The 23,176-nt window shown below is 74.1% G+C and carries 19 protein-coding genes and 2 pseudogenes; 10 read left to right on the top strand and 11 right to left on the bottom strand.

Annotated elements, in window-relative coordinates; genetic code table 11:
• Window positions 1-12: 12 nt before the first annotated feature.
• From ACFPZJ_RS06525 to ACFPZJ_RS06515, 3 genes are read right to left on the bottom strand one after another with little or no spacing between them, the layout of a single operon-like run.
• Window positions 13-477, bottom strand: a complete 465-nt coding sequence (locus tag ACFPZJ_RS06525; RefSeq protein WP_381018486.1) for an NUDIX hydrolase — start codon at window positions 475-477, stop codon at window positions 13-15.
• On the bottom strand, window positions 474-2,012 hold the full coding sequence (locus ACFPZJ_RS06520) for an ATP-dependent DNA ligase (protein WP_381018484.1): 1,539 nt from the start codon (window positions 2,010-2,012) through the stop codon (window positions 474-476). Before ACFPZJ_RS06520 ends, ACFPZJ_RS06525 begins: the two co-directional genes overlap by 4 nt.
• 37 nt (window positions 2,013-2,049) lie before the next feature.
• Window positions 2,050-3,012, bottom strand: a complete 963-nt coding sequence (locus ACFPZJ_RS06515) for an NAD(P)/FAD-dependent oxidoreductase (RefSeq protein ID WP_381018480.1) — start codon at window positions 3,010-3,012, stop codon at window positions 2,050-2,052.
• A 91-nt stretch (window positions 3,013-3,103) separates the two neighbouring features.
• Between ACFPZJ_RS06515 and ACFPZJ_RS06510 the strand changes: the two genes are divergently transcribed.
• The 6 genes from ACFPZJ_RS06510 to ACFPZJ_RS06485 all read left to right on the top strand — a co-directional run bounded on the left by ACFPZJ_RS06510 (window position 3,104) and on the right by ACFPZJ_RS06485 (window position 8,435).
• On the top strand, window positions 3,104-3,676 hold the full coding sequence (locus tag ACFPZJ_RS06510) for a helix-turn-helix domain-containing protein (RefSeq protein WP_381018477.1): 573 nt from the start codon (window positions 3,104-3,106) through the stop codon (window positions 3,674-3,676).
• Between the two features lie 113 nt (window positions 3,677-3,789).
• A complete protein-coding gene (locus ACFPZJ_RS06505; protein ID WP_381018474.1) occupies window positions 3,790-4,755 on the top strand; it encodes an NADPH:quinone oxidoreductase family protein in 966 nt (321 codons plus the stop codon).
• A complete protein-coding gene (locus ACFPZJ_RS06500; protein WP_381018471.1) occupies window positions 4,752-5,969 on the top strand; it encodes an acyl-CoA dehydrogenase family protein in 1,218 nt (405 codons plus the stop codon). The genes ACFPZJ_RS06505 and ACFPZJ_RS06500 overlap by 4 nt, the downstream gene beginning before the upstream one ends.
• Window positions 5,966-7,093, top strand: coding sequence for an acyl-CoA dehydrogenase family protein (locus ACFPZJ_RS06495; protein WP_381018468.1), 1,128 nt, complete (start codon window positions 5,966-5,968; stop codon window positions 7,091-7,093). The genes ACFPZJ_RS06500 and ACFPZJ_RS06495 overlap by 4 nt, the downstream gene beginning before the upstream one ends.
• A gap of 175 nt (window positions 7,094-7,268) precedes the next feature.
• Window positions 7,269-8,129 carry a phosphatidylinositol-specific phospholipase C/glycerophosphodiester phosphodiesterase family protein gene (locus tag ACFPZJ_RS06490; RefSeq protein ID WP_381018465.1) on the top strand — a complete coding sequence of 287 codons (861 nt, stop codon included), beginning with the start codon at window positions 7,269-7,271 and terminating at the stop codon, window positions 8,127-8,129.
• A 111-nt stretch (window positions 8,130-8,240) separates the two neighbouring features.
• Entirely contained in the window at window positions 8,241-8,435 is a 195-nt protein-coding gene (locus ACFPZJ_RS06485) for a hypothetical protein (RefSeq protein ID WP_381018463.1), read from the top strand.
• A gap of 33 nt (window positions 8,436-8,468) precedes the next feature.
• Here ACFPZJ_RS06485 and ACFPZJ_RS06480 read toward each other — a convergent pair whose 3' ends face one another.
• The 5 genes and pseudogenes from ACFPZJ_RS06480 to xylB all read right to left on the bottom strand — a co-directional run bounded on the left by ACFPZJ_RS06480 (window position 8,469) and on the right by xylB (window position 14,532).
• A complete protein-coding gene (locus ACFPZJ_RS06480) occupies window positions 8,469-9,719 on the bottom strand; it encodes a phosphodiester glycosidase family protein (RefSeq protein ID WP_381018461.1) in 1,251 nt (416 codons plus the stop codon).
• Between the two features lie 142 nt (window positions 9,720-9,861).
• Window positions 9,862-11,045, bottom strand: a pseudogene (locus ACFPZJ_RS06475) (bifunctional class I SAM-dependent methyltransferase/NUDIX hydrolase).
• Window positions 11,042-11,437, bottom strand: coding sequence for a luciferase domain-containing protein (locus tag ACFPZJ_RS06470; RefSeq protein ID WP_381018458.1), 396 nt, complete (start codon window positions 11,435-11,437; stop codon window positions 11,042-11,044). Before ACFPZJ_RS06470 ends, ACFPZJ_RS06475 begins: the two are co-directional and overlap by 4 nt.
• A gap of 136 nt (window positions 11,438-11,573) precedes the next feature.
• The gene (locus ACFPZJ_RS06465; RefSeq protein WP_381018455.1) at window positions 11,574-12,782 is read right to left on the bottom strand and encodes an ROK family protein; all 1,209 of its coding nucleotides are present in this window, start codon (window positions 12,780-12,782) and stop codon (window positions 11,574-11,576) included.
• 304 nt (window positions 12,783-13,086) lie between these two features.
• Entirely contained in the window at window positions 13,087-14,532 is a 1,446-nt protein-coding gene (gene xylB, locus ACFPZJ_RS06460) for a xylulokinase (RefSeq protein WP_381018452.1), read from the bottom strand.
• A gap of 141 nt (window positions 14,533-14,673) precedes the next feature.
• Here xylB and xylA point away from each other — a divergent pair, with 141 nt between their 5' ends.
• The 3 genes and pseudogenes from xylA to ACFPZJ_RS06445 all read left to right on the top strand — a co-directional run.
• Complete coding sequence (gene xylA, locus ACFPZJ_RS06455; protein ID WP_381018449.1) at window positions 14,674-15,840, top strand: xylose isomerase; 1,167 nt, start codon at window positions 14,674-14,676, stop codon at window positions 15,838-15,840.
• A gap of 154 nt (window positions 15,841-15,994) precedes the next feature.
• Entirely contained in the window at window positions 15,995-16,348 is a 354-nt protein-coding gene (locus ACFPZJ_RS06450; RefSeq protein ID WP_381018446.1) for a hypothetical protein, read from the top strand.
• Window positions 16,349-16,388: 40 nt separating this feature from the next.
• Window positions 16,389-16,757, top strand: a pseudogene (locus ACFPZJ_RS06445) (NUDIX hydrolase); the annotation flags it as partial.
• Window positions 16,758-17,023: 266 nt separating this feature from the next.
• On the opposite strand, the gene ACFPZJ_RS06440 reads toward ACFPZJ_RS06445, so the two are convergent.
• A complete protein-coding gene (locus ACFPZJ_RS06440) occupies window positions 17,024-18,322 on the bottom strand; it encodes an SWIM zinc finger family protein (protein WP_381018443.1) in 1,299 nt (432 codons plus the stop codon).
• Window positions 18,319-21,192, bottom strand: a complete 2,874-nt coding sequence (locus ACFPZJ_RS06435; protein ID WP_381018993.1) for a DEAD/DEAH box helicase — start codon at window positions 21,190-21,192, stop codon at window positions 18,319-18,321. Before ACFPZJ_RS06435 ends, ACFPZJ_RS06440 begins: the two co-directional genes overlap by 4 nt.
• Before the next feature lie 261 nt (window positions 21,193-21,453).
• On the opposite strand from ACFPZJ_RS06435, the gene ACFPZJ_RS06430 reads away from it, so the two are divergent.
• Window positions 21,454-21,636 (top strand): hypothetical protein, encoded by a 183-nt coding sequence (locus ACFPZJ_RS06430; RefSeq protein ID WP_356202787.1) that lies wholly within the window; start codon window positions 21,454-21,456, stop codon window positions 21,634-21,636.
• 4 nt (window positions 21,637-21,640) lie between these two features.
• Here ACFPZJ_RS06430 and ACFPZJ_RS06425 read toward each other — a convergent pair whose 3' ends face one another.
• Window positions 21,641-23,032 (bottom strand): tannase/feruloyl esterase family alpha/beta hydrolase, encoded by a 1,392-nt coding sequence (locus ACFPZJ_RS06425; protein WP_381018440.1) that lies wholly within the window; start codon window positions 23,030-23,032, stop codon window positions 21,641-21,643.
• Window positions 23,033-23,176: the final 144 nt, after the last annotated feature.

Below are 23,176 nucleotides of genomic sequence, written 5' to 3'. Positions count from 1 at the left end.
CGGGGAGGCTCCTCAGGGCGAGTGCTCCGCCAGGCGGTCCAGAAACGCCGCCTGCGCCCCGACGATCACCTCCCGGGCCCGGTCCAGGCCGAACCAGTCCACCCGGTCCACCTCCGGGAACTCCGCGATCCGCCCCGACCTCGGCGGCCACTCCATCCGGAAGGTGCCGGGGGCGATCGTCGCCGGGTCGAGGTCGGCCTCGATCGCCCAGGCCGTGACGATCTTGCCGTTGGTCTGCCGGACCTCACCGAGGGAGAGTGCCTCGCCGTCGGGCGGCGGCAGCCCAAGTTCCTCCTCGAACTCTCGGCGGGCGGCCGCCCAGGCGGATTCGTCGGGGCCGTACTCGCCCTTCGGAACGGTCCATGCCCCGGCGTGCCGCTTGGCGAAGAAGGGCCCGCCCATATGGGCGAGCAACACCTCCAGCCCCCGATCGGTGTGCCGGAAGAGCAACAGCCCCGCGCTGCGCCTGCCGGTCACGGACGCACCTCCGGGTGCGCGGCGAACAGCGTCTCCACCGTGTCGGCCTCCTCCGGCCGTTTGTCCTCGCGGTAGCGGACCACGCGGGCGAAGCGCAGGGTGACCCCTGCCGGGTAGCGGGTGGACCGCTGCAGGCCGTCGTAGGCGATCTCGACGACGAGTTCGGGGCGTACGGTCACCCCCCAGCCGTGGTCCCGCACGGCCAGCTCCCGCAGCCGCTCGGTCTGCCACTGGAGCATCGTGTCGGTCATGCCCTTGAAGGTCTTGCCCAGCATGGCGAAGCCGCCGTCGGCGGTGCGGGCGCCGAGATGCAGGTTGGACAGCCTGCCGGTGCGGCGGCCGTGGCCCCACTCGGCGGCCAGGACGACGAGGTCGAGGGTGTGGACGGGCTTGACCTTCAGCCAGGACGCGCCACGCCGGCCCGCGCTGTAGGGGGCGTCGAGCGCCTTGACGACGACGCCCTCGTGGCCGCGCCTGAGGGTCTCGGCGAGGAACTCCTCCGCCGCCCGGCCGTCCTCCGGCCCGTTCACCACCGTGCGCCGCACCCGCATCGGCTCGGGGACCAGCCGGGCCAGCTCGGCGTGGCGTTCGGCGAAGGGCAGGTCGAGCAGGTCGCGGCCGTCGACGGACAGCGCGTCGAAGAAGACGGGGGAGACGGGGACCGCCCGGGCGGCCGTGGCGACGTCCACGCGGGAGCCGACCCGCCCGGCCGTCTCCTGGAACGACCGGGGCCGCCCGTCCTCGTCGAAGGAGATCACCTCGCCGTCCAGGATGAACCGCTCGCCCCGCAGCTCCAGCGCCGCCGCGGTCACTTCCGGCAGGCGGTCGGTGATGTCGTCGAGGGTGCGGGTGTGGATCCGTACGCTGTCGCCGTCCCGGTGCACCTGGACGCGGATGCCGTCCAGCTTCTCCTCGACCGCGCACGCGCCGAGCTTGTCGACCGCCTCGGCCACCGAGGAGGCGCTGTGCGCCAGCATCGGCAGCACCGGGCGGCCCACGGTGAGCCGGAAGCGTTCCAGGGCGGCCGGCCCGTCCGCGAGCAGGGCCTGCGCCACCGTCTGCAGGGAACCCGCGAGCATCACCGCCCGCCGTACGTCCGCCGGTGGTGTGCCCGTCGCCTCGGCCAGCCCCTCGACCGCGACGGCGTCCAGGGCGCCCTGCCGGACCTCGCCGGTGAGCAGCCCGAGCAGGAAGCGCTGCTCGTCCTCGGTGGCCGCGCCCATCAACCCGCCGACCAGCCGGGACCGTTCGGCCTGGGAGCCGGGGCCGGAGACCTTGCCGAGCTCGGTGAGCCGGGCGTCGACCTCGCCTACCGTCAGGGCCGGTTCGGCGGCCGGGGCGACCGGGCGGCCGAGCACCTTCCAGCCGACGCCGATCCTCCCCTGCGGCAGCCGTCCGGCCAGGTAGGGGATGACGATCGGCACGTCGTCCGCCTCGGCGTCCCGGAACAGCTCGGCGAGCAGGGCGATCTTCCGGGACCGCGCCGAGGTGGCGGCGACCTCCTGGGACACGCGGGCCAGCCGGTGCAGCAGCATGCAGCCATGGTGCACCGCGGGGGGCGCCTCTACACCTCTACGCCTGCGGGACGTCCTCCCGCACGGCCGCGTCGAGGTCGGTCATCAGCAGGTCCCCGACGATCGCGGCCGCCGCCCGGTAGCCGCCGCTGGCCGCGTGCACCACCTGCTCGGCGAAACCGATCGCGTTGCCCGCCGCCCACACCCCGGGCACGGTCGTCAGCCCTGTCGGGTCGACCACCGGGTACGCGCCGAACGGGGTCTCGCGCAGTTCGGCGCCCAGCTTCTCCAGCAGTCCGGTGCGCGGGACCGCACGCGGGGCCACGTACAGCACCGACCGGGCGTGTGTCGTGCCGTCCACGAGCCGCACCCCGGTCAGCCGGTCGTCCTCGACCATCAGCCCGGCGACCTCCCCGGGCACCACGTCGACCCCGGCCGCGGCGAGCCGGCGCAGGTCCTGGTCCGTCAGCTCCTCCTCGGCGACCGTGTGCAGGAAGAGCCGCACGTCCTTGGACCACCGCGACACGATCAGGGCCTGGTGCACGCTCGCGGGGCTGGTGGCGAGCACGCCGAAGGGCTCGTCGCGCACCTCCCAGCCGTGGCAGAACGGGCAGTGCAGCACGTCACGGCCGAATCGTTCGGCGACGCCCGGCACCGCCGGCAGCTCGTCCTTCAGGCCCGTGGCGACGACCAGCCGCCGGGCGTGCGCGGTCCGCCCGCCGGCCGATGTCACCGCGAAGTCCTCCGCCCTGCCGACGTCCACCACCCGGTCGCGGACGAGTTGGACGCCGTATCGGGCGATCTCCTCCCGGCCGGCCGCCAGGAACTCCGCCGGTGACATGCCGTCCCGCGACAGATAGCCCTGCATGTGCGAGGAGGGCGCGTTGCGCGGCTCGCCCGCGTCGACGACGAGTGTGCGCAGCCGGGCCCGGCCGAGGACGAGTGCGGCGGACAGACCGGCCGCGCCGCCTCCCACGACGATCACGTCGTACGTCTCGGTCCTCTCGGTTCTCTCGGTCATGGTGACCACCTCCACCGAGACCCTCGCCCCGGTCCTGCCGGATCGACAAACTTCTTTGCTGATTCCGCAAAGCATGCCGCACAATGCGTCCATGACCACGGACGAGGTTCTCGCGGGCGTCGGCCCCCGGCTGCGCAATATCCGCAAGGAGCGAGAGGTGACCCTGGCCGCCCTCTCGGAGGCGACCGGCATCTCCGTCAGCACCCTCTCGCGGCTGGAGTCCGGCCTGCGCAGACCCAGCCTGGAGCTGTTGCTGCCGATCGCGCGGGCCCATCAGGTGCCCCTGGACGAGCTGATCGGCGCACCTCCGGTCGGCGACCCCCGGGTACGGGCCAAGCCCCTCACGCGGCACGGGCGGACCCTGTATCCGCTGACCCGGCAGCCGGGCGGGCTCCAGGCCTACAAGATGGTGGAGCCTCAGCGGACCGTCGAGCCGGACCCGCGCACCCACGAGGGCTACGAGTGGCTGTACGTGCTGTCCGGGAAGCTGCGGCTCGTCCTCGGTGAGCATGACGTGGTGCTCACGGCCGGGGAGGCCGCCGAGTTCGACACGCACGTGCCGCACTGGTTCGGGTCGACGGGCGAGGGGCCGGTCGAGTTTCTGAGCCTGTTCGGGCCGCAGGGGGAGCGGATGCACGTACGCGCCAAGCCCGCCCGCAGGTGACCCGTGTGACGGTTCCCCGGTAAGGGGTGCTGGGATGACTGTTCCCTCAGAGCAAGCGACCGCTTAGTATGCGGTGGACCCCGGTCAGACGACGCAGTCCGTGGAGGCCCCGCATGCAGGCATGGCAAGTGCACGAGAACGGCGAGCCGAGCGAGGTGATGCGGCTCCAGGACGTCGAGCGGCCCACGCTCGGTGACGGCCAGGTCCTGCTCAGGGTGCGCGCCGCGAACATCAACTTCCCGGACGCGCTGCTGTGCCGGGGCCAGTACCAGGTCAGGCCGCCGCTGCCGTTCACACCGGGCGTGGAGATCTGCGGCGAGACCGAGGACGGCCGCCGGGTGATCGCCAACCCGGCGCTGCCGTACGGCGGGTTCGCCGAGTACGCCGTCGCGGACGCCGCCGCCCTGCTGCCCGCGCCCGCGTCGCTGGACGACGCGGAGGCCGCCGCGCTGCACATCGGTTACCAGACGGGCTGGTTCGGTCTGCACCGCCGGGCCGGTCTGGAGGCCGGGGAGACGCTGCTCGTCCACGCTGCCGCCGGAGGGGTCGGCAGCGCGGCCGTGCAGCTCGGGAAGGCCGCCGGCGCCACCGTCATCGGTGTCGTCGGCGGCCCCGGCAAGGCGGCCGTCGCCCGCGAGCTGGGCTGCGACGTGGTGATCGACCGGCACGGCGAGGACGTCGTCGCCGCCGTGAAGGAGGCCACCGCCGGCCGGGGCGCCGACGTGGTCTACGACCCGGTCGGCGGGGAGGCCTACGCCCAGTCCGCCAAGGTCGTCGCCTTCGAGGGACGGATCGTCGTCGTCGGGTTCGCCGGCGGGACCATCCCCAGCCCGGCGCTCAACCACGCCCTGGTGAAGAACTACTCGATCCTCGGCCTGCACTGGGGCCTGTACAACACCAAGAACCCGAAGCTGGTCCAGCACTGCCACGAGCAGCTCACCGAGCTGGCCGCCCGCGGCGCGATCAAGCCGCTGGTGAGCGAGCGCGTGCCGCTGGGCGGGGCCGCCGCGGCCGTGCAGAAGGTCGCCGACGGCGTGACCACCGGCCGGATCGCCGTCGTGATGGAGGAGGCAGCATGACCGACGCCGCCGAACTGCGCCGCCGCACCCGGGAGTTCCTGGCGGCCCACCCGCCGGCCGCCACCGATCGCCTGGAGTTCCTGCGGGCCCGCTTCGACGCGGGACTCGCCTGGGTGCACTACCCGGAAGGTCTCGGCGGGCTCGGCGCCCCGCGCTCCCTCCAGGCCGTCGTGGACACCGAACTGGAGGCCGCCAAAGCCCCCGACAACGACCCCCGGCGCATCGGCATCGGCCTCGGGATGGCCGCGCCGACGATCCTCCAGTTCGGCACGGAGGAGCAGAAGCGGCGCTATCTGAGGCCGCTGTGGACCGGGGAGGAGGTCTGGTGCCAGCTGTTCAGCGAGCCGGGAGCGGGATCCGACCTGGCGGCACTCGGTACCCGGGCCGTCCGTGAGGACGGGGGCGCGTCCGGCTCCGGCGAAGCCGGGAGCGAGGGAGACTGGGTGGTCAACGGGCAGAAGGTGTGGACGTCCAGCGCCCATGTGGCCCGCTGGGCCATCCTCATCGCCCGCACCGACCCGGACGTGCCCAAGCACCGGGGCATCACGTACTTCGTCTGCGACATGACCGACCCGGGCGTCGAGGTGCGGCCGCTGCGGCAGATCACCGGCGAGGCCGAGTTCAACGAGGTGTTCCTCACCGACGTCCGCATTCCCGACTCCCGCCGCCTCGGCGACATCGGCGACGGCTGGCGGGTGGCGCAGACCACCCTGAACAACGAACGCGTCGCCATCGGCGGCATGCGTCTGCCCCGCGAGGGCGGCATGATCGGACCCGTCTCCAAGACCTGGCGGGAACGCCCCGAGCTGCGCACCCACGATCTGCACCAGCGGCTGCTGAGGCTGTGGGTGGAGGCCGAGGTCGCCCGGCTCACCGGCGAGCGGCTGCGCCAGCAGCTCGTCGCGGGCCAGCCCGGCCCCGAGGGCGCCGGGATGAAGCTCGCCTTCGCCCGCCTCAACCAGGAGATCAGCGGCCTGGAGGTCGAACTCCTCGGCGGTGAGGGCCTGCTGTACGACGACTGGACCATGCGCCGCCCCGAGCTGGTCGACTTCACCGGCCGCGAGGCCGGCTACCGCTACCTGCGCTCCAAGGGCAACAGCATCGAGGGCGGGACCAGCGAGGTCCTGCTCAACATCGTCGCCGAGCGGGTCCTGGGCCTGCCCGCCGAGCCGCGCACCGACAAGGACGTCGCCTGGAAGGACCTCGCCCGATGAGCCCTGTGAGCACCGCGAGCCGTGGGAGCACCCAGCCGGACCTGCTCTACTCGGAGGAGGAAGAGGCACTGCGCGCCGCCGTACGGGACCTGCTCACCGACCACTGCGACGCGGCCGGCGTGATCGCCCGCGTCGAGTCGGACGCCCCGCACGACCGGTCGGCGTGGAAGGCGCTCACCGACGGCATGGGCCTCGCCGGCCTGCTGGTGCCCGAGGACAAGGGCGGCCAGGGCGCCACCCACCGGGAAGCCGCCGTCGTCCTGGAGGAGCTGGGGCGGGCCGTGGCCCCCGTGCCGTTCCTGACCAGCGCGGTCGTCGCCACCGAGGCGTTGCTGGCCTGCGAGGCGGACGACCTGCTCGCCGAGCTGGCGTCCGGCCGGACGGTCGGCGCACTCGCCGTCGGACTGCACGTGGCCCCCGGCGCCGCCTACCCGGTCGTACGGCATGACGGCGGTGCGCTGCACGGCGAGCTGACCGCGGTGGCGGACGCGGCCGTCGCCGACGTCCTGCTGGTGCTGGCCGACGACGGCGGACTGTACGCGGTGCGGGCGGAGGCCGTGACCGTCACGCCCCAGACCTCGCTCGACCTGACCCGTCCCGTGGCGAGGATCGTCCTGGACGGCGCCGCCGGGCGCCTCCTGGGTGACGCGGAGCCCGCCGTACGACGGGCCCTGCGCGCCGGAGCCGGACTGCTCGCCTCCGAGCAGTTCGGGCTGGCCGACTGGGCGTTGGCCGAAACCGTCCGCTACCTGAAGGAACGCAAGCAGTTCAACCGGCCGGTCGGCGGGTTCCAGGCGCTCAAGCACCGGCTCGCCCAGCTGTGGCTGGAGGTCGTCAGCCTGCGGGCCGCGGCCCGGGGCGCGGCCGACGCGCTCGCGACCGGAGAGGACGTCGACGTGTCGGTCGCCGTCGCCCAGGCCTACGCGGCGCCCGTCGCCGTCCGTGCCGCCGAGGAGGCGCTGCAACTGCACGGCGGCATCGGCATGACCTGGGAGCACCCGGTCCACCTCTACCTCAAGCGCGCCAAGGCCGACTCGATCGCGTACGGCACGGCGGGCGCGCACCGTGCGGCGCTGGCCGAACTGGTCGATCTGCGCGCCCCCGACGCACAGCCCGCACCCTGACAGCCAGCCTGGGAAAGGCCCGCCCGACGTAGGGCGGGCCTTTCGGCGCGCCCCATGCGACGGCGGTGAACACCGGGCGGCAGTCCGGCCAACTCCCCGTACGCGCCTGCCTCTCGGGCCGGTCGCGACCCCATACTCGCAGGGGTCCCGACCGGCACATCCAGGGAGGCAGAGCATGGCCCTCACCACCCGTCGCAGAGCCCTCACCACCCTCGGCGCCGCCCTCGCCGGCACGGTCGCCCTGCCCGCGCCCCGCGCGTCGGCCGGTGAACACCGGCCCTGCCCACGGCCCTTGTGGCGCGCCCACGCCCACAACGACTACGAGCACCCGCGTCCGCTGTTCGACGCCCTCGACCACCGCTTCGGCAGCGTCGAGGCCGACGTCTTCCTGGTCGGAGGCCAACTCCTGGTCGCCCACGACCCCGAGGACCTCGACCCGGCGCGCACCCTGGAATCCCTCTACCTCGACCCGCTCGCCGCCCGCGTGAAGGCCCACCACGGCTCGGTGTACCGGGGAGACCGCAGGCCGCTGCACCTCCTCATCGACATCAAGACCGAGGGCGCCTCGACGTACCTGGAACTCGACCGCCACCTGCGCCGCTACCGTCACCTGTTCACCACGTACGCCCACGGCCGGGTCCTGACCGGCCCGGTCACCGCCGTGGTCTCCGGTGACCGGGCCGCCCGGGCACCCATGGAGGCGCAGACCGTCCGCCGCGCCTTCTACGACGGCCGGCTCGCCGACCTCGGCGGCCCGGCACCGGCCTGCCTCATCCCGCTGATCAGCGACAACTGGACGCTGAACTTCACCTGGCGGGGCGAGGGCGCGTTCCCGGACACCGAGCGGGACAAGCTGCGGCGCGTCGTGCGGGACGCGCACGCCCGGGGACAGCGGGTGCGGTTCTGGGCCACCCCTGACGCGCCCGGCGCCGCCCGCGACGCCCTGTGGTCCGAGCTGCTCGCCGCCGGCGTCGACCTCCTCAACACCGACGACCTCGCCGGACTGAAGGCCTTCCTGGACGCCCACCCGGCGTAGACACCACACGTTCGGAGGACAGGACAGCCGCACGGACGAACCCTCCGCTACGCCACACTTGCGGCCGAACGCCGTGAACCGGACGTGGCGGCGTGGCGGAGGAGGTTGACGATGGCCATTTCCATCTCGGTGGTGCTGCTGCTCACGATCCTGGCGGTGATCTTCGTACGGAACGGGGGGCTGAAGTTCTCCCACGCGCTGGTCTGCCTGCTGCTCGGGTTCTACCTGGCCAGCACGAGCATCGCCCCCACCATCCACAGCGGTCTCACGGCGACGGCGGACATCGTCGCGAGCCTCAGGCCCTGAGACGCACGGCTGCGCGGAGGGCTCCGGCCAGCACTACGACGGGGAGAAGACTCCGATGCCGTTCGGGACGGCGCGTTCCGCACCGCCGCTGGGGTGGTTGCGTACGGAGACCGTGGCCGCGCCCGGCTCTCGCGTGACCAGCGTCGTCGACCCGCCGCCGTCCAGGCTGAAGGCGTCGACCGCGCCCGACCGCCGCATGACGTCGGCGACTTCGGCGATCGTCAGGCCGCTGCGGTAGGCGGGAGCGCCGTCCAGCGCCAGCAGCAGCAGACGCCGCCCGCCGTCCGCGACACCGACGGCGGTGCGCACGGCCGAGGTCCTGCCGTCGAGCCCGGGCAGCGGCCGACCACCGGTGAGGACCGGGTAGCCGCCGACGGCGAAGCGGTACGGGATCCGGGACGCGGCGGCCACCAGCCGGTGCCGCACGCTCACCGGCTCACCCGCGTCGATCTTCCGCAGTTGTCGCGCCCCCGCCTCCCGGCCGACCAGAACGGTGGTCCCCTGCGCGATCGGGCCGCTGCCCGGTGTGCCGGCCGCCGACACGACCCGGCCATGACGGACCGTCACCTCGTAGGTGTCCGTGCTGCACGGCGCGGCGCGGTCCATGTCCGTGCCGCAGGTGGCGCGCACCCGTGAGGCGCTGCCCCACGCCGTGGTGAACGCGCCGATGGAGTCCACCGGCAGCGCGTACTGGTTGAGTCCGCCGAGCGGCAGCCGCCCCCCGGGCGTGCGGACCGAGCCGTCGAGAGCCAGTCGGTCGAGGCGGGCCCGCCGGTCGACGCCCACCCCGAGCACGTCCTCGGTGGTCGTGCCCGGCGGCAGTGGGGGACCGAACCGCTGGCCGTTCGGCACGGCCGCCTTCAGCACCCTGCCCCGTGCGACGGCCGGGCCCACGCTCGCGCCGGTCGCCTCCACACCCGGGTGCTGGGTCTCGGTGATGTTGAAGAAGTCGCCGTTGACACCCGCGACGGCCCCCCGGGCGTCGGCCATGCGCGAGACGGGAGCCCGCGCGGCCACCGCGCCCGGATGCAGCAGCCCGACCCGGACCCGCGGGTCGTCGAGGTCGACGGTCACCACGTGCGCGTGCGCCGTCCCGGCGGTCGCCCGGATGTCGAACTCCTGGTAGGTGACGCCCGGTGCGAGGGTGACGGCCTCCTGAGCGGCACCGGCCGGCGCCGCGCCCGCCAGGGCCGCGCCGGCCAGCGTGCCCCACGCCACGAGAGCCGCCACGACCGTTCTGCCCGCCGCTCCGCCCGCCGAGATCCGCCGCCGACGACGTGTCACAGTCCCCCCTGAGGTCCCGTCAACTGTCCACCGTGTCAGGGAAGTGCACCAGATGGCAGTGACCGAGGGGGGCCGGGCGCCGACTGCACGGGAACGGGTGAGCAGACGCGCCTTGTTGACCGCCCCGGCGACCGGGACGACGTCACGGCCGGGCCGTCGGCTCCCCTCCCGTGCCGTACGCGGTGAAGTGGGCCGGTACGTGGTCGATCGGCAGGCCGGGCCGCCAGGCGGTGAGGGCTTGGGCGCTGCACACGAACAACTCGTCCGGCAGTCGGTCCAGGGGGAACCAGCGCCAGCGTCCGACGCTCTCGCCGGGCTGGTCGGCCGGGTCACCGTGCCAGGCGGTGACCCGGGCGGCCACGGTCACCCGGACGACACCGCCCCCGGCGTCGTCGAGCAGTGTGCCCAGCAGACTCACGTCGGCCGGACGCGCGGTGATCCCGGTCTCCTCGGCGAGTTCCCGTACGACCGCCTCCGCGAGTGACTCCCGGGCTCCACCGTCCCGCCGGGCAGCTCCCAGGTGCCGTGGCGGTGGCGGCCCAGCAGCAGGCCCCGGGGCCCGTGCAGGATCGCCCCGACACCGAGCGCGGCGTGCGCCACGGGCGGCCGGGGCGTGCGCGGGCGGGAGGCGAGCCGGGCGGGCCGGGTCGCTCGGAAGAGCCGGTACGAGGCCTGGTTGCCGGTCTCCGGCGCGTCCAGGACGTCGACGTGTTCCACGCGCAGGCCGTGCTCGGTGAGCAGTTCGGTCCACAGGCCCTGGGTGAGCACCCACATCCGTACGGTCAGGTCGCCGCCGTCCGCGAGCCGCAGGATCTCGGGCCGGGCGGTGACGGTGGAGGAGGGGCCGTCGCCGTGGGAGTTGGTGTGGAGCACCGTGAAGCACAGCCTTCCGCCCGGTTTCAGCGCGTCGGCGAGGGCGGGCAGCAGGCGGTACGGGTCGATGTACGGGACGGCGTTGACGGAGTAGACGATGTCGTACGGCTCCGCCGTCCGCAGGTGTTCGACCGCGTCGGCCAGTATCAGCCGCAGCCCGGGCAGCGATCCGTAGCGGTCGCGGGCCCGTGCGTACTGGCCGGCCGAGGCGTCGACCGCGTCCACCAGCGCGCCGTGGTCGCGGACCAGATGAGCTGCGTGCCGGCCCGGGCCGCACCCGAGGTCCAGCACGCGCCGTCCCGCCGGCGCACCGAGCACCTCCGTACCCGGTCCGGTACCTCCGGGCCCCCACTCGATCCGCTCGGCCTCCGGCACCTGAGTGCCGCGCCGCAGGTGGTGCGCGCCGTACGCCTGCCAGGCGCCGGCGTTGGCCGACTCCCCGGATCCGGTCATCCTTCCGCCGTGGCGTTGCGCGGCAGCACCGCGACCCGGTGGAAGTTGCACCTGTCGAGCGGGAGGTGCTCGGTTAAGGGCCGTGTCTCGTGAGCCTTGAGGGCGATGCTCACCAGGCTCAGCAGCAGGTCGACGTCCGCCTCGCAGTCGAGGTGGACGGTCACCCAACCCGAGCCGGGAACCAGGTGGATCGCGCTCGAGTCGCCGAGGTCGTAGTGGAAACGCTGGACGGCCCGGCGGGTGAGGTGGAGGTCGACGTCCCGCTCCGAGTGGAAGTGGGCTATCTCGGCGCGGACACCGCGGAGCGCCCGCCCGGTGCCGCAACTGGCCGGACCCGCCGAGAGGTCCTGCCAAGTCGCCAGTCGGTCCAAGGCGCGCTGGGCCAGAGTCATGCTCTCATCGTCGCCGGATCACCGTGCCGCAACCGGAAGTTGAGCGTTTTGTAACCGGGATGTGAGGTCTTTCCGGCGCAACCAGTGAGCGGGGCGCCGAGAGGAGCCGCGGCGACCAGCCAGTGCTCTCGCCGGCTCAGTGTCGCCGGGCGACCGCCGCGGGGTCGTCCAGGACGGCCCGTACCACCGCGTGGGCCGCGCCCAGCAGCGGGCCCTGCGGCCCCAGCCGCGACACGGTGACGGGACAGACCGGCCCCGCCGTGCGCCGGGCCAGTTCGTCCCGCAGGGACGGCAGCAGCCACGGCGCGAGCCCGGACAACTCGCCGCCCAGCACGACGCCCTCGGGGTCCAGCAGGTTGACCGCCCCGGTCAGAGCGATGCCGAGTGCCTCGCCCGCGTCGCGCAGGGCACGTCGTACGGCCTCGTCGCCCGCCTCGGCGCGGCCGGCGAGCAGGCCGACGCGGTCCTCGCCGGGCTCCAGACCGGCCGCGCGCAGCACCGCCTCCTCACCGGCGTACTGCTCCAGGCAGCCGCGCCCGCCGCACGCGCACCGCGGCCCGTCCGGACGGACCGGCACGTGCCCCAGCTCGCCCGCGAACCCGCGTGTGCCGCGCAGCAGCCCTCCGTCCACGACCAGCGCGGCGCCGATGCCGATCTCCGCCGACACGTGCAGGAAGTCACGCGGGGTGCCATCCGCGAGCCAGAGTTCGGCGAGCGCGCCGAAGTTGGCCTCGTTGTCCACGGTCAGCGGAAGGTCCGCCGGGAGCAGGCCGCCGAGGTCCGTGTCGTGCCAGTCGAGGTTCGGGGCGCGTACGACGGTCCGGGCGTCGCGTGCCACCAGCCCGGGCACCGCCACGGCCAGCCCCGCCGGCCACAGCCCCTCGGCCTCCGCCTCGGCGACGACCCGGCGTATCAGCGCGGTGACCTCCTCCAGCACCGGTGCGGGGGAGCGTCCCCGGTTGGCGCCGTGCCGCACGGCCCGCGCGCGCACCTGTCCGCGCAGGTCGACGGCGCAGACCGCGAGGTGGTCGACGCCGATCTCCGCGCCGATCCCGGCGGGGCCGTGCCCGCTGACGGCGAGCGCCGACCCCGGACGGCCGACCCGGCCCGGCCGTTCGGGGCCCAGCTCCTCCAGCAGCCCGGTGCGGATCAGCTCGTCGACGAGGGTCGACACCGCCGCCCGGGTCAGACCGATGCGTGAGGCGACGGCGGCGCGGGACAGCGGTCCCTCGGCGCTGACGGCGTGCATCACGCGGGCGAGGTTGCGGCGGCGCATGCCCTGCTGGGTGTCCGGCGTGGCGCGCCCGGGGCCTGCGGGGTGTGCCTCGTGCAGCGGTGCAGTCATGCCTGCGTCAGTCCTCGGTCGGTTCGCTGGGTCGTCCACGGTCGGTGCGGGTCGTCCACGGTCGGTTCGCGGTGGCGTCGGTCGGTTCGCGCTGGTGCCGGTGGCGCCGACGAGTGCGCCTTGCGGCGTCCGTCGGCGGGCCGTGCCGATGCCCTTGGCGGGTGCCGTGGGCCGGTGGCCGCCAGGCGCCCCCGCCCGCTTACCAGCGGCGTGCCCCGGGTGCCTGCCGACGGTGGCGGCTCGTGCGACGGAGCCCTCGCGGGCGCCCCCGGCCGCTCCCGTCGAGGGCGGCGCCACGGCCTCGTCAGGAGGTGTCCGCGCGCCGGTCCAGCAGTGGGGCAGCGTCGGAGAGTACCCCGGCGATCCGAGTGAGTGCCTCCTCGTCACGTTCCACCGCGTCCAGCACCGGGCCCGCGGCCGTGTTCCAGCGCCGGGCGACCGCCGCCGGGTCCTCGCCGGTGAGCAGCCCGGCCGCCTGCGCGGCAGCACCCAGCGCCACCAGCTCCTTGGCCCCCGGCACCTGCACCGGCCGCCCCGACAGCCGTCGTACGGTCTGCTGCCAGGCGGTGCCCCGTGCGCCGCCGCCGATCAGCAGCAGGGGCGCCGAGCGGTCCGCGTCCGCGTCGAGGACCAGGTCGAGGGCGCCGAGCAGGGAGTGGACGGCACCGTCGTAGGCGGCCTGGAGCAGCTGGCCGGGGGTCGTGTCGTGCCGCAGGCCATGCAGCAGACCGGAGGCGTTCGGCAGGTTCGGGGTGCGTTCGCCGTCCAGGTAGGGCAGGAGCGTGACGGTGGTGCCGGGCTCGACGGCCTCGCGGTCCACGCCCAGCAGGGTCGCCACCCGGTCGACGGCGAGTGTGCAGTTCAGGGTGCAGGCCAGCGGCAGCCAGTCGCCCCGGGCGTCGGCGAAGCCCGCCACGGTGCCGGTCGGGTCGGCGGGCCGCCGCCGCGACACGGCGTACACCGTGCCCGAGGTGCCGAGGCTCATGACCGGCATGCCCGGGCGCAGGCCGAGGCCGAGCGCGGCGGCCGCGTTGTCGCCGGTGCCCGGAGCCACCAGCGTGCCCCTGGAGAACGGCAGGTCGTGGCTGTCGCGCACGGTGCCCGCCACCTCACCGGGCCGTACCACCCGCGGCAGCAGGGCCGGGTCCAGCCCGACGTGGGCCAGGATCTCCTCGTCGTACGCCTCCGCCCCGGACGCCCACCAGCCGGTGCCCGAGGCGTCGCCGCGGTCGGTCGTGCCCTGCCCGGTGAGCCGCTCGGTGAGGTAGTCGTGCGGGAGGCGCACGGCCCTGGTGGCGCGGACCGCCTCCGGCTCGTGCTCGGTCAGCCAGGCCCACTTGGTGACCGTGAACGAGGCGGCGGGGACGCTGCCGGTGCGCTCGGCCCAGACCTTCGCGCCGCCCAGTTCCTCGGTCAGACGGCGGGCTTGGGGCGCCGACCGCACGTCGTTCCACAGCAGGGCCGGACGGACCGGCTCACCCCGCTCGTCGAGCGTGACGAGACCGTGCTGCTGTCCGCCGATCGACACCGCGGCGGCCTCGTGCGCCGCCTCACCGCACTGCCGCAGTGCCTCGCACAGGGCGTCCCACCACTGGCGCGGATCGCTCTCGCGGCCCGCCCCGGAGGACACGGTGTGCGGCGCCTGGCCGCTCGCCACGACCCGGCCGGTGGCCGCGTCGACGACCAGCGCCTTGGTGGACTGGGTGGACGAGTCCACGCCGACGACCAGCGGACCCTCGGCTTCTGACATCGGGTTTCTCCCTCTTCCGCCGCTCAGCGGGATGTGGTCCCCAGGGCCTCCGGACCCTGTTGTCCCTTCCCAGGGACGCGCTCGCATACTAATTTGTAAATCGCCATGACGAAATAGTCCCAGCGAGCGAGGAGCCGCGGCATGAGCTACCAGCCCACCCCCGAGGACAGGTTCACCTTCGGCCTGTGGACCGTCGGCTGGCAGGGCCGGGATCCCTTCGGCGACGCCACGCGGCGTGCCCTGGACCCGGTCGAGACGGTGCAGCGCCTGTCCGAGCTGGGCGCCCACGGTGTGACCTTCCACGACGACGACCTGATCCCCTTCGGGTCGAGCGACACCGAGCGCGAGGCGCACATCAAGCGGTTCCGGCAGGCGCTGGACGCCACCGGCATGAAGGTGCCGATGGCCACCACCAACCTCTTCACCCACCCCGTCTTCAAGGACGGCGCGTTCACCGCCAACGACCGTGACGTCCGCCGCTACGCGCTCCGCAAGACGATCCGCAACATCGACCTCGCCGTCGAGCTGGGCGCCCAGGTCTACGTGGCCTGGGGCGGCCGGGAGGGCGCCGAGTCCGGCGCCGCCAAGGACGTCCGCGTGGCTTTGGACCGTATGAAGGAGGCCTTCGACCTGCTCGGCGAGTACGTCGTCTCCCAGGGCTACGACCTGCGGTTCGCCATCGAGCCGAAGCCGAACGAGCCGCGCGGCGACATCCTGCTGCCGACGGTCGGCCACGCCCTGGCGTTCATCGACCGCCTGGAGCGCCCGGAGCTGTACGGCGTGAACCCGGAGGTCGGGCACGAGCAGATGGCGGGCCTGAACTTCCCGCACGGCATCGCGCAGGCCCTGTGGGCGGGCAAGCTGTTCCACATCGACCTCAACGGCCAGTCCGGCATCAAGTACGACCAGGACCTGCGCTTCGGCGCCGGTGACCTGCGCGCGGCGTTCTGGCTGGTCGACCTGCTGGAGTCGGCCGGCTACAGCGGTCCGAGGCACTTCGACTTCAAGCCGCCGCGCACCGAGGACCTGGACGGGGTGTGGGCCTCGGCCGCCGGCTGCATGCGCAACTACCTGATCCTCAAGGAGCGGGCGGCGGCCTTCCGCGCCGACCCGGAGGTGCAGGAGGCGCTGCGCGCGGCCCGGCTGGACGAACTGGCCCTGCCGACGGCCGCGGACGGGCTCCAGGCGCTGCTCGCCGACCGGTCGGCCTTCGAGGAGTTCGACGCCGAGGCCGCCGCCGCGCGCGGCATGGCCTTCGAGCGCCTCGACCAGCTCGCCATGGACCATCTGCTGGGCGCGCGGGGCTGAACCGCACGCGCGCGTGCGGGCCGTTCGGCGCGCGCACCTGCCTGAGCGGGCTCCGCACGGAATACGCCGGAACCATGCGATCCATGCCATGAGTCCGTATCAACTTCCGTGCGGGGCTCGCATGTAGTGGGGGGCGGGGGTGACGCTGGTCGGTATGGCCCTGCCGCCTCCACCCTCCCAGCCGCCCGGTCCGCCGAACGACGCGCTGCCTCCGGGGCAGGGCGACGGGCCTGGCGGGCGCCGGAACCCGCTGTTCGTCCTCCTCGCCGTCCTGGTGGCGGTCTTGGCCGTCTGCGCCGTCGTGCTGATGGCCTCCTCTGGGAGCGACGACTCGCCGGGCGGTACGCCCGCCGAGAGCGGGACGAGCCGCTCGCCCCGTCCGTCGCCGAGCCTTCCGGTCGAGCTGCCGAGCCGGTTGCCGTCGGACCTCCCGAGCGCACTGCCGAGCGGTGTGCCGAGCGACCTGGAGTCGCTCGTCCCGTCCCTGCCGGACGATCTGCTGCCCTGACCGGTTCCCCCTACGCCGTACGCCTCCGGACGTCGTGACAATGGCCCGTATGACACACAACGGTGGGGTCGGCGCCGCTCCGCGCGGGCGTCACGGCGGTGAACCGCTGGTCGTCGTGGCGGCGGTGATCGTGCGGGAGGGGCGTCTGCTGGTCGTGAGCAAGCAGGCGGCTCCCGAGGTCTTCTATCTTCCGGGTGGCAAGCCGGACGAGGGCGAGGAGCCGTTGGAGACGCTGTTCCGCGAGCTCGACGAGGAGCTGGGGGTACGGCCGTCGGAGCCACGGCTCCTGGCGGAAGTGGAGGCGGTGGCGGCCCTGGAGGGCGTCCCCATGAAGCTGACGGTCTTCGAGGCGCGCATCGACCAGGACCCCAGGCCCGCCGCCGAAACAGCGGACATGCGCTGGATCGCGGGCGACGAGGGGCATCTCCGGCTCTCACCCGCACTCCAGGACCACGTGCTGCCGGTTGTTGCGGGGGAGCGGTCTGCCGGGCGCCTAGCGGAGGGCGCCGCCGGGCGGCCACGCGCGCGTGGGGCCACGGTCACCGGTGTGGGCGGCTGTGGTCACCGGGTCCCCTTGCGCCGGGCCCCGTCGGCCTCAGTCGCCTCGACCGCCTTCCAGGGGTCCGGGCCGCCTGCTGGACCTCGCGGGCCCTCCGCACGACCGCCCTCCGCGCATCATCCCTTCGGGCGTCCGCTGTCGGACTCGTCGGCCGCGCTGCGCTCCGCCGTGGCCAGCGCCGTCGCCGGGTCCTGTGCCGCGGGCCCCGCGGGCACCCAGCGGTCCCCTTCCTTCCGGTACGGCCACCATCTGCCGTCGCGCCCCAGCCGCAGTTGGCCGGCAGTGCCGAGAGCGGTCCACCGGTTGCCGCTTGCCCGGAACCGGGGCCGCTCGTCCTCGTCCCAGGCCGTCTCAAGGGCGGCACGCGCGCGTGCGAGCGTTTCGCCCTCCACCGGCCACTCCTCGTCGAGCACGGACAGCGCCGCCCCGCCTCCGTGGCGCCAGGCGCGTACCGCCACGGCCAGCCCCTCCCGGCCCCGTCCCGAGCCGTCGGCGAGCCGGTCCGCCACAGTACGGTCCGGCTCGCCCGCCGCCAGCCGCACGGCGTCCTGGTGGACCGTCGGCTCCGCCTCGGGCGCGTGCTGTCCGTGACCGTCCCGCAGGGCCTCCGCGAGCATGCGGTGGGCCCGTGCCGCGGTCCGGGCGGCCAGGAACTCCAGGGCGGCCGGATCGATCCCCGGAGCGGGCGCCGCCTCGGTGTCCAGGGACGGCGGCACACCGGGCTCGTCGGGCAGCGCGGGCGGCGTGGGCAGCGGGGGCAGGATCCCGCCGGCCGCGTACGCCTCGGCGGCGTCCACGCCCTCCGGCCGCGGGGACCCGTCGGAGGGCGGGCCGGTGCGCGACTGCAGGGCGTCCAGCAGGGCGCGTTCGCCCCGGCCGCGCATCAGGAGCAGGACGAACGGGTCCTCGTCCAGCAGTCGCGCCATCTGGTAGCAGAGCGCCGCCGTGTGCCCGCAGTGGTCCCAGGCGTCACAGCCGCACTCCGGCTCCAGATCGCCCAGGCCCGGCAGCAGGTCGATGCCCGCGGTCTCGGCGTCCTCGACCAGGTGCGGCGGCATCTCCCGGTCCAGCAGCGCCGCGACATGCCCGGCCCGTGCGCCGGCCATGTCCACGAACCGGTCCCACTGGTCACCGGTCAGCTCCTCCAGCAGGACGTCCGCCCGGTGTGTCGTACGGCCCCGGTCCTGGACGACCGCCGTGACGCGGCCCGGGCGGACCGTGACCGCGCCGACCGCTCCCGCGCGGGCCAGCCGGCGACCGGCCTTGAGTTGTCCGGAGTCAAGCGCCGTGTCCTCCAGGGCCTTCAGCCAGGCCTGCCCCCACCAGGTCCGCGCGAAGCCGCGGCCCCGCTCCGGCGGCAGCGCGGCGAACGTCCGCTCGGCGTCGCTGTCGTAGTCACCGGTGTGTCCGCTCATCGCGTGCCCCCTCGCAGTTCGACCAGCTCCGCAAGCTCCGCGTCCGTCAGTTCGGTGAGCGCCGCCTCACCCGAGCCGAGGACGGCGTCGGCCAGCTCTCGTTTCCGCGCCAGCAGCGCGGCGATCCGGTCCTCGACGGTTCCCTCGGCGATGATCCGGTGCACCTGCACGGGACGGGTCTGGCCGATGCGGTACGCGCGGTCGGTGGCCTGTGCCTCGACGGCCGGGTTCCACCAGCGGTCGTAGTGCACGACGTGCTCGGCCCGCGTGAGGTTCAGCCCGGTGCCCGCCGCCTTCAGCGACAACAGGAACACCGGCACCTCGCCGTCCTGGAACCGCCGCACCATCGCCTCCCGGTCGGCGACCGGCGTGCCGCCGTGCAGGAACAGCGAGGGCACGCCGCGGCCGGCCAGGTGCCGTTCGAGGAGCCGGGCCATGCGCACGTACTGTGTGAAGACCAGCACGCCGGCCTCCTCGGCGAGGATGGTGTCGAGCAGCTCGTCCAGCAGCTCCAGCTTCCCGGACCGCCCGGCGATCACCGGCCGTTCCTCCTTGAGGAACTGCGCCGGGTGGTTGCAGATCTGCTTCAGCCCGGTCAGCAGCTTCACGATCATGCCCCGCCGCGCCATGCTGCCGGCGCCGGAGATCTCGGCGAGCGCCTCGCGCACCACGGCCTCGTACAGAGCCGTCTGCTCCGCCGTGAGCGACACCGCGTGGTCGGTCTCCGTCTTCGGCGGCAGCTCCGGCGCGATCCCCGGATCCGACTTGCGGCGGCGCAGCAGGAACGGCCGTACGAGCCGGGCCAGGCGATCGGCGGCGGCCGGATCCTGCCCGCCCTCGACGGCCTCCGCGTACCGACTGCGGAACGTGCCGAGCCGGCCCAGCAGCCCGGGAGTCGTCCAGTCGAGGATGGCCCACAGCTCCGACAGGTTGTTCTCCACGGGGGTGCCGGTGAGCGCCACGCGTGCGCGTGCCCCGATGGAACGCAGCTGCCGTGCCGTCGAGGAGTACGGGTTCTTCACGTGCTGGGCCTCGTCCGCCACGACCATGCCCCAGGGCACGTCGGCGAGCCGCGCGGCGTCCAGGCGCATCGTGCCGTACGTGGTGAGCACGAACGCGCCGTCGGCCGGGTCGTCCAGGCTGCGGCGTGCGCCGTGGAAGCGGTGCACGCGCGTGCCGGGCGCGAACCGCTCGATCTCCCGTTGCCAGTTGCCCATCAGGGAAGTCGGGCAGACCACGAGGGTGGGTCCGGCCGACGACGGGTCGGTCTGCCGGTGCAGGTGCAGGGCGATCAGTGTGATCGTCTTGCCGAGGCCCATGTCGTCGGCCAGGCAGCAGCCCAGGCCCAGCGAGGTCATGGAGGTTAGCCAGTTCAGGCCGCGCCGCTGGTAGTCCCGCAGGGTGGCGGCCAGGGCGGCCGGCTGCTCTACGGGCTGCTGCGTCTCGGGGTGCGCCAGCCGCTCCCGCAGCGCCGCCAGCCACCCCGTGGGCCGCACCTCGACCCGGTGGCCGTCGACCTCGACGGAGCCCGTCAGCGCCGCGCCGAGGGCGTCGACGGGCGTGACCTTGTGGTCCTGCCGGTCCAGGGCGCGCCGCGCCTCCTGAGGGTCGATCAGCACCCACTGGTCGCGCAGCCGCACGACGGGGCGGTTGGCCTCGGCGAGACGGTTCAGCTCCTCACGGGTGAGCCGTTGGCCGCCCAGCGTGCACCACCAACTGAAGGCGAGCAGCGCGTCGGCGGACAGGAACGACGGCAGGGCAGGGGAGCCGGCCGTGCCGCGCCCCGGCTCGTCGTCGGGAGGACCGACCTCCGCCCGGGTGGTCAGCTCGCGCGCCAGCTTCTTGGGCCAGTGCACGTCGACGCCGGCGTCGGCCAGCGCCCTGGCGCCCTCGCCGAGGAGGTCGGTGACCTTCTCGGCGGCGAGGTCGACCGCGTCCGGCACGGCCGCCGACAGCAGCAGCGTGAGCGGGGGCCAGGCCCGCGCCGCCCGGCGCAGGGCGAGCAGGGCGTCCATCCGCGCGCGTGGGCCGAAGGCCGCGCCGGAGTCACCGGCCCACACCACGGCGGCGTCCGCGACGAGCGCCGGATCGCTCACGTCGTGCACCTGCGGCACGGCCCGGAACGTCACCTGCGCCTCGTCGGGCGCCTCGTCCGTCAGTCCGTGCACCTCGATGCGCAGCGACAGCCGCACGCCCGCGTCGTGGCCCGCGGCGACGTCGGCGGCCCAGGCACGGTGCTCCGGCAGGCGCAGCGGTTCCGGCGCGGCATACGCCGCGCCGCCCGTGACGAGGTGCGCGGCGGGGGAGCGGGGCAGCGTGTCGGCGATCGAGTCCAGGAAGGCCCGCAGCAGCTTCTCCGGGTCGGGCAGGCGCGGCGGCTCGGCGTCGTCCACCGGCACGGCGTGCGCCTCGGGCGGCGTCGCGGCGGCCAGACGACGCACGGCCTCGACGTCCGCCGCGCTCAGCGGGCCCGCCCGCCAGGCGTCGTGATCGTCCGGGGACAGGCCGGGCAGCAACAGGCCGCGCGCCACGAGCTGCAGCGCGTGCAGGGCCGCCGCGCCCCAGAACGCGGTGGTCCGGTCTGCGCGCGGATGGGCACGCGCGCGGGTGAGCACCGGCAGGGCCGTGCTCACCGGCAGCAGGACGGCGGGGACGGTCACCGCCTCGACCCCGTCGTCGCCCGGCAGGACGACGGTCAGGTCCGCGACGGGGGCCGGCGCCGACGCCACGGCCGATGGAGCCGTGCCGTCCGGCCGCCAGAAGGCGACCCTGCCGGTGCGGGCCGGGTCACCGGGCAGGAACACGGCGCGGCACCGGACCAGTTCGGCGATCTCGAAGAGCGTGGGCGGGGGAGACGTCTGTTCAGGAATGACGTGTTCCTCAAATTTGACTAGTGGTCGGAGTCGCGGAGGGTACAGCACCGAGTGGGTCCGCCGGGTAGGCCTGGGCTGTGACACCCGTCACCATGCAGATGTGGCGGCGTGCCGGCAGGGCGGATCAGCGGCGAGCTCTCAGGGGCGTTCAGGGGCGCAACCTCAGGGTCGTCTCAGGGTCGCGGTCCGGAACCGGCGGGAGCGCGGGCCCGTTTTCACGACAGAGAGCGGCAAGGGCCGCGAAGGAGGCGACACTCAATGTCGAACAACGCCAAGATCGCCGCGGGGGGTGTGGCGGCCGGACTCATCCTGTTGATCTGGCTGCCCTGGTGGGCCGCGCTTTTGATCATCCTCGGAGTTCCGGCCGCCGCGTACCTCACGCTCGACCCGTCCCAGCGGCGCAGGCTGCGCCGCGTCACCCGCAAGGAACTCGGCCGCTGAGGCGTCAACGCCCCGAAACGGCCCCGCCGTCCAGCGCGCAGGAGTCGACCACGTCGCCGTCCGCGGGCCTGCCGACCGTCCGGTCCGCGGGCGGCCGCACGCCTCGCTCCACCCATGCGGTGAGGGCGTCGAACGCCGACCGGTAGCAGGGCAGGATCGGCCGCAGCCGGTCCGGATACGAGTCGTACAGCCCGTCGACGTGCGTACCGCCCTCGATCGTGTAGTACCGGTGCAGCGCCCCCCGTCCGTTCGCCTCCACCATGCGCGCGTACACGTCGGAGTCCGCGGCCTTGGGCAGCAGCGCGTCCAGGTCCCCGTGCAGCGTGATCAGCGGGCGGGCGACGCGTCCGGTCAGCGCCACCCGGGCCACGGCACGGTGCACGGAGGCGGGCCGGGAGGCGTAGTCATAGGCGGCGTCGGCAGGGCACGGTGCCAGGATCTGCTCGGGAGTGGTTCCGGCGGAGGGGCCGGGGCAGCCGGCGTCGTACGCCGGGTCGAACTCGGCGCGGTAGATCTTCTGTGTGAGGCCCCAGTACGCCTTCTCGTGGTAGTCCCACAGGAACTCGGAGCCGCGCGCGAAGCCCACCGCGTACAGGTCCTCGTCCCGTGCCGTGCCGAACGTCCGCGCCACCGTCGTCGGCAGAGAGGTGAGCAGGTTCGGACCGACGGCGGTCCACAGCGCACCCTCCCAGTCCACGCCGCCGTCGTACAGCTCCGGGTGGTTCTCCAGCTGCCAGCGCGTGAGGTAGCCGCCGTTGGAGACGCCGGTGATGTACGTGCGGCGCGGGGCGTGACCGTAGTGCCGGGCCACGGTTTGCCGCGCCGCCCGGGTGAGCTGCGTCGTCCGCGCGTTCCACTCTGCCACCGCGTCCCCGGGCCGGGAGCCGTCGTGGTAGAAGTCGACTCCGTTGTTTCCCTTGTCGGTCGCGGCGTACGCGTACCCCCGGGCCAGCACCTGGTCGGAGATCGCCTTGTCGGTCGCGTACTGCTTGCGCGTGCCCGGCGCGCCCGTGACGACGAGCCCGCCGTTCCAGCGGTCCGGCAGCCGGATCACGAACTGTGCGTCGTGCCGCCAGCCGTGTGTGGTGTTGAAACGCGAGGAGTCCGGGAAGTAGCCGTCGATCTGCACCCCGGGCACCCCGGACGGGGTGCGGGTGGCCCGGGCGGTCAGCCCGGCCTGGTCGGCGGTGTCCGTGTACGGGGTTCCGGCGAGCCCCGTGGTGGTCAGATCGGCCAGACAGGCACTGCGCTGAAAGGCCGCCCCCGGCACACGCACGTGTTCCTGGCGTGCGCAGGGCCCGTCGTCGGCCCCTGCGGCCGCCGCGGGAGCCGGGCCGGTGAGGGCCGCTGCCATGAGGACGGCGGCGAGGAAGGGAACACCTCGGGGCGGACGCATGACGCCTCCACTTCTGGTGGGCGAGTGGCGAGGAGAGGACGAGAGAGGGGCGGAGGGGGCTGAGGGGGGACAGGGCAGGACAGGAGAGGCAGGGGGCAGAAGGCGGACAGGGCACGACAGGACCGGCGGGGACAGCAGGGGAGT

The sequence above is a fragment of the Streptomyces bullii genome (genome assembly GCF_042657145.1).
Taxonomy (GTDB): Bacteria; Actinomycetota; Actinomycetes; order Streptomycetales; family Streptomycetaceae; genus Streptomyces; species Streptomyces bullii.
Note: the sequence above shows the minus strand (reverse complement) of the source record. Positions and strands in the feature narration are given on the sequence as shown.

Bases quoted from the DNA above. Each gene is read 5' to 3' on its own strand.
- ACFPZJ_RS06520 (WP_381018484.1), bottom strand. From the start codon at position 2,012: ATGCTGCTGCACCGGCTGGCCCGCGTGTCCCAGGAGGTCGCCGCCACC.
- ACFPZJ_RS06515 (WP_381018480.1), bottom strand. From the start codon at position 3,012: ATGACCGAGAGAACCGAGAGGACCGAGACGTACGACGTGATCGTCGTG.
- ACFPZJ_RS06510 (WP_381018477.1), top strand. From the start codon at position 3,104: ATGACCACGGACGAGGTTCTCGCGGGCGTCGGCCCCCGGCTGCGCAAT.
- ACFPZJ_RS06505 (WP_381018474.1), top strand. From the start codon at position 3,790: ATGCAGGCATGGCAAGTGCACGAGAACGGCGAGCCGAGCGAGGTGATG.
- ACFPZJ_RS06500 (WP_381018471.1), top strand. From the start codon at position 4,752: ATGACCGACGCCGCCGAACTGCGCCGCCGCACCCGGGAGTTCCTGGCG.
- ACFPZJ_RS06495 (WP_381018468.1), top strand. From the start codon at position 5,966: ATGAGCCCTGTGAGCACCGCGAGCCGTGGGAGCACCCAGCCGGACCTG.
- ACFPZJ_RS06490 (WP_381018465.1), top strand. From the start codon at position 7,269: ATGGCCCTCACCACCCGTCGCAGAGCCCTCACCACCCTCGGCGCCGCC.
- ACFPZJ_RS06485 (WP_381018463.1), top strand. From the start codon at position 8,241: ATGGCCATTTCCATCTCGGTGGTGCTGCTGCTCACGATCCTGGCGGTG.
- ACFPZJ_RS06470 (WP_381018458.1), bottom strand. From the start codon at position 11,437: ATGACTCTGGCCCAGCGCGCCTTGGACCGACTGGCGACTTGGCAGGAC.
- ACFPZJ_RS06465 (WP_381018455.1), bottom strand. From the start codon at position 12,782: ATGACTGCACCGCTGCACGAGGCACACCCCGCAGGCCCCGGGCGCGCC.
- xylB (WP_381018452.1), bottom strand. From the start codon at position 14,532: ATGTCAGAAGCCGAGGGTCCGCTGGTCGTCGGCGTGGACTCGTCCACC.
- xylA (WP_381018449.1), top strand. From the start codon at position 14,674: ATGAGCTACCAGCCCACCCCCGAGGACAGGTTCACCTTCGGCCTGTGG.
- ACFPZJ_RS06450 (WP_381018446.1), top strand. From the start codon at position 15,995: ATGGCCCTGCCGCCTCCACCCTCCCAGCCGCCCGGTCCGCCGAACGAC.
- ACFPZJ_RS06440 (WP_381018443.1), bottom strand. From the start codon at position 18,322: ATGAGCGGACACACCGGTGACTACGACAGCGACGCCGAGCGGACGTTC.
- ACFPZJ_RS06430 (WP_356202787.1), top strand. From the start codon at position 21,454: ATGTCGAACAACGCCAAGATCGCCGCGGGGGGTGTGGCGGCCGGACTC.
- ACFPZJ_RS06425 (WP_381018440.1), bottom strand. From the start codon at position 23,032: ATGCGTCCGCCCCGAGGTGTTCCCTTCCTCGCCGCCGTCCTCATGGCA.